Annotated in this window: 4 protein-coding genes and 2 pseudogenes; 3 read left to right on the top strand and 3 right to left on the bottom strand. The window is 39.5% G+C overall.

Translation table 11 applies throughout. The annotated features are described in order from the left end of the window. Positions 1-301, top strand: a pseudogene (locus tag A9G41_RS05235) (hypothetical protein); the annotation flags it as partial. 70 nt (positions 302-371) lie between these two features. Then, positions 372-1,483, top strand: a protein-coding gene (locus A9G41_RS05225; RefSeq protein ID WP_143425412.1) for an IS3 family transposase whose coding sequence is annotated in 2 segments (ribosomal slippage) — positions 372-621 and positions 621-1,483 — 1,113 coding nt in all. Because the reading frame shifts where the segments join, the coding sequence is not laid out codon by codon here. Positions 1,484-1,499: 16 nt separating this feature from the next. Here the strand turns inward: A9G41_RS05225 and A9G41_RS05220 are convergent. From A9G41_RS05220 to A9G41_RS05210, 3 genes are all read right to left on the bottom strand, one after another. Further along, positions 1,500-1,880 (bottom strand): RHS domain-containing protein, encoded by a 381-nt coding sequence (locus A9G41_RS05220; RefSeq protein WP_065581366.1) that lies wholly within the window; start codon positions 1,878-1,880, stop codon positions 1,500-1,502. 109 nt (positions 1,881-1,989) lie between these two features. Further along, positions 1,990-2,325 (bottom strand): hypothetical protein, encoded by a 336-nt coding sequence (locus A9G41_RS05215; RefSeq protein ID WP_065581365.1) that lies wholly within the window; start codon positions 2,323-2,325, stop codon positions 1,990-1,992. Between the two features lie 5 nt (positions 2,326-2,330). Further along, the gene (locus A9G41_RS05210; protein ID WP_075539405.1) at positions 2,331-3,863 is read right to left on the bottom strand and encodes an RHS repeat domain-containing protein; all 1,533 of its coding nucleotides are present in this window, start codon (positions 3,861-3,863) and stop codon (positions 2,331-2,333) included. 31 nt (positions 3,864-3,894) lie between these two features. Here A9G41_RS05210 and A9G41_RS05205 point away from each other — a divergent pair. Further along, positions 3,895-4,745 (top strand): annotated as a pseudogene (locus A9G41_RS05205) (RHS repeat protein); the annotation flags it as partial.

Genomic DNA, 4,745 nt, shown 5'->3' with positions numbered 1-4,745 from the left:
CAGCCAAGACCCAATAGGACTGGCCGGTGGTGAAAATGCCTACCGCTACGTCCCCGACCCACTGGCTTGGATTGACCCGTTGGGGTTGTCGGATGAGTGTCCGGGGGTAAAGGCTAAAAAAGAAACGAATAGCACAAATACTGAAGGGCTAACTGGCGGTGCAGCTAGAGCTAAAAAATATTCAAAGAATTGGTCTACAGGAAATCTTAACAAAGTTATTGAAAAGTTTGCAGGCGTAAATCCAATAATAACTATAACTGAAAAAGGAAAAAGAATTTATACTATGGACAGGCCACACTAATTAGTACCAGTTTAATAAGGTCATTGTTATGATAACCAAAAAACAAAAGGAACCAACAATGACAAATCCCATTTCAAGAAGAGAAAAACGCAGTTTTAGTAATGAATTTAAAAAACAGAGGGTAATGTTATACCAAAATGGCAAAAAACGAGCGGATATTGTCACCGAATACGACCTGACTAAATCCGCATTAGATAAGTGGATTAAGCAATATCAAACCACTGGTGAGTTTACAGCTCAAGCTAATCGTCGTGCTCAAGAAAATGAGCTCATAGCCCTACGTAAAGAGAATAAGCGATTGTTAATGGAGAATGACATCCTAAAGCAAGCGGCGTTGATAATAGGACGAAAATCAAATTAATCACCGAGAATCAACATCGATATAGCTTACGTGCGTTATGTCGATGTTTACAAGTGTCAAGAAATCGATTTTATTATCAACAACCATTAACCAGTAAAAAAACAGACAAAGAGCTTAGTAAAAAAGTGAAAGCGATATTTAACGATAACTATCAAGCCTATGGAACAAGGCGACTACAAGCAGAGCTTAGGGAGAAAAGCATACTATTATCCCGTCGCCGAATTGGTCGAATCATGCAAGAAAACGGATTAGTATCAAAATATACCTGTAAAAAATATCGTGCTAATACAGAACAAAGCAACGAATCAACAGTAAGTAATCAACTTAATCGTGAGTTTACCGTAGGCCAACAACGAAAAGTGTTAGTGACTGATTTAACTTATGTGAGAGTAAAACAACAATGGCATTACCTTTGTGTGATTATTGATGTAAGCAATCGAGAAATCGTGGGACGAAGTGCTGGAAAACATAAAAATGCTCAACTGGTTATGGATGCTATCAGCCAAATCCCTATTAACTTAAATTCAGTTGAGTTATTTCATTCAGATAGAGGAAAAGAATTTGATAATCATCTACTTGATGAATGTTTAAAGGAATTTGGCATTGAGCGTTCATTAAGCCATAAGGGATGCCCTTATGATAATGCTGTTGCTGAAGCAACATTTAAAGCGGTGAAAACTGAATTTGTGTCAAACACGATTTTTGATTCACTTGAACAACTCAGGTTGCAATTTAATCACTATGTGGATTGGTTTAATTACAACAGGCTTCATTCGTCTTTAAATTACCAGTCACCCATTGAATATAAAATGAATCTATGACCTTATCTTTTTGGTACTAAAAAGTGTGGACATACCAGGTTTCGTCTATTATCTGCCCATAGGCATTATACTGGCATTCGTAGAGCGTGTCACCCAAGCTGCCGGTAAGGGCTATTGGCGTGCCAAGGTGGTCGTTTTGATAGTGGGTAACTAGACTGTGGTCTTTTCCACGCTTTTCCGCAATCAGGTTACCAAAGCGGTCATATTCAAAGTGTTTATCACTAAAAAAGGTTAACCGGTTGCCTTTGGCAATATTGGCGTGAAAAGGTGTGGGGGCTAGCGCTTGGGTTTCACTGATTTTATTGCCCGTTGGGTCGTAATCAAACTGCTCGACTTTTTCAGCATGATGCTGCTCGGGATTGACCTCAGGGTAAGTCACTGTGTGTACAATACCCATTCTTATTTTTGTGCTATTGGGAATTACAAGGCTTGGTAACAGTTAACACTGTCGTCAAATGCACAAAAGTGTCAGATTAGATTTGAGCTAGTACACATAAATTTTGTTCTTATTTAGAATTAATTTCTTTCATAATTTTATCTAAATATTCTCTACTTTCCTTTTTTGCTCTACCTTTTCCTTGAATCTCTTTTTTATATTCATCTACCGATATTATTGAATTTATAGTAATAGATTGATCTATAGTTGAAACATCAAAATTAATAACATGTTTACCATTCACAAGATAAGTATATATATCAACATATTGATCTATATTGTGATAAATAAAGTAAGATGAAGTTAACTCACCAAACTCAGATAGTAAAAAAGGATAAATTATTTGTTTTTCAAATTTATGAAAAACACTTGTTTTTTTCTGAGCTATTTTAGCTTCATTTATCATAATGGTTATAACCTCCCTGGGGTTGCTGTAATTAAATTGCCTGCTTTATCTGTAAGGATAGTCATAGTATTTGTTGGCTTTCCTGTAAATTTATCAATTCCAATATTTTTATTAAAGTTAACAACTCGTTCATAAAGTTTTTGTTCTATATTTGTTCCTTTCTCCACTGACATTCTTATATTACTAATTGGTATATCACTAACTTGTTTACTTCCTATTAAATATTTAGCTTCTTCTGTAATTGTAAATTGACTTGCATTGCTCTTACCGCTGAAATGTCTTTTTAAAACATGCATCCATCCTTTATCGGTATCACCATTTTGTATATTTATACGAGATTGTACAATAGGATGATCTAAATCTGTTTTAGGTATTGCAGTATCCGCGCCATTTGAGACCTTGTACCTCTTTCCTGCAATTGCCTCAAACCCATTATTTTCAACCTTAATCAACCCTAACGGATCTATCCAATTTATCGGATCACCATTAACATATTGATAACTATTTAAGCCACCCAGTATGCCAAGTGGGTCTTGGGTGATATATCTGCCGGTAAACGGGTCGTAGTAACGGTTTAGGTTGTAATGAAGTCCTGTTTCCTCATCATAATATTGCCCTTGGAATCTTAACGGATTATCGGGCAGGGAATCTATATCGTCCTGATGGTAGGTTTCGTTTATTATCTGTCCATAGGCATTATACTGGCATTCGTAGAGCGTGTCACCTAAGCTGCCGGTAAGGGCAATGGGTGTGCCGAGGTGGTCGTTTTGATACCAGTAGAGTTTGATGTTATCTTGTTGGGCATTGCCGTGCACAAGGGCTAAGGGACGGTAAGAGTCTAGCTCGTAAAGGTAACTTTGCCAATGTTTATCATTATCCGTTTCGGCAATAAGTTTACTACCTTGCCAGATAAATTCGGTGGTTTTGCCGTCTACCGTTTTACTGGTACGACGGTTAAAGGCATCATAAGTATAGGTGATGATAAGCCCCGTCGGTTTAATCACTTTGATAAGTCGATGCCGGCAGTCGTACTCATAGTGGGTGACTAGACTGTGGTTTTTTCCGCGCTTTTCGGCAATTAGGTTACCAAAGCGGTCATATTCAAAGTGTTTATCACTAAAAAAGGTTAATCGGTTGCCTTTGGCGATATTGGCATGAAAAGGCGTGGGGGCTAGTGCTTGGGTTTCACTGATTTTATTGCCCGTTGCGTCATAATCAAACTGCTCGACTTTTTCAGCATGATGCTGCTCGGGATTGACCTCAGGGTAAGTTACGGTGTGTAACTGGTCAGCGTTATCATAACGATAACGGCGTGGCTGATGTCCGGTGATTTCGGCAAGCTGTCCGTTAGGATTATAGTGATACTGCTGTTGCCAAATTGGCGTTGGTGAGGTTTGGGTGCTGATATCATAACCATGATAACGTTGATGGGCAATAAGTTGCCCTAGCGGGTCATACTGGTAACGGTTAACTAGTCCATTACCTTGACGACGTTCACACTCTCGCCCTTGTTTATCCCAACGAAAAGCGGCTGTCACAGAATATGACTACGCTTCGCCATTACATTTAATGACCGAAAAGCGGCTGCCAGATGGTGAACGGCTGAAATTTCGTTATGATAATATCCATCTACAAATCAGTGAAATTGAAAATCAGAAAGGGGAACGTTACCGCTTCAGCTACACGCCAACGGGGCAATTGAGTGAAGAAATTGGTTTTGACGAGGTAAAAACCACTTATCATTACGATTTAAATGGCTATTTAATTGAAAAACACGAGTATGGTAACCAACATGATGAAAAACCGCTCATTACCCGCTACCAACGTGATAGCCGTGGAAAACTCATCGTAAAAGAGCTAGCTGATGGCATAAAAGAGCACTATAGTTACAATCAGAATGGATTATTAACACAAATACTCGATGGGCAATCGGTTTTAGGATGGGAATATAATAAAGTTGGTCGTTTAACGGCCGAGCACCAAAACTGGGCGACTATCCGCCATCGCTACGATGAAATCACCGGCTTACTCAATGGCACTAAACTGCCCGATGGGCAATGGTTAGAATATCATTACAATCAGGGTCAGCTACTGGGGATGACACTCGACCACCAGCCATTAGCCGCTTTTCGTTGGGATAAACAAGGGCGAGAGTGTGAACGCCGTCAGGGTAATGGGCTGGTTAACCGTTACCAGTATGACCCGCTAGGGCAACTTATTGCCCATCAACGTTATCATAGTTATGATATCAGCACCCAAACCTCGCCAACGCCAATTTGGCAACAGCAATATCACTACAATCCTAACGGACAGCTTGCCGAAATCACCGGACATCAGCCACGCCGTTACCGTTATGATAACGCCGGTCAATTACACACAGTGACTTACCCTGAGGTCAATCCCGAGCAACATCATGCTGA

The organism is Gilliamella sp. Nev5-1 (assembly GCF_001690895.1).
Taxonomy (GTDB): domain Bacteria; phylum Pseudomonadota; class Gammaproteobacteria; order Enterobacterales; family Orbaceae; genus Gilliamella; species Gilliamella apicola_C.
Note: the sequence above shows the minus strand (reverse complement) of the source record. Positions and strands in the feature narration are given on the sequence as shown.

Excerpts from the sequence above, each read along its gene's own strand:
- A9G41_RS05215 (WP_065581365.1), bottom strand. The coding sequence starts at position 2,325 with ATGATAAATGAAGCTAAAATAGCTCAGAAAAAAACAAGTGTTTTTCAT.
- A9G41_RS05220 (WP_065581366.1), bottom strand. The coding sequence starts at position 1,880 with ATGGGTATTGTACACACAGTGACTTACCCTGAGGTCAATCCCGAGCAG.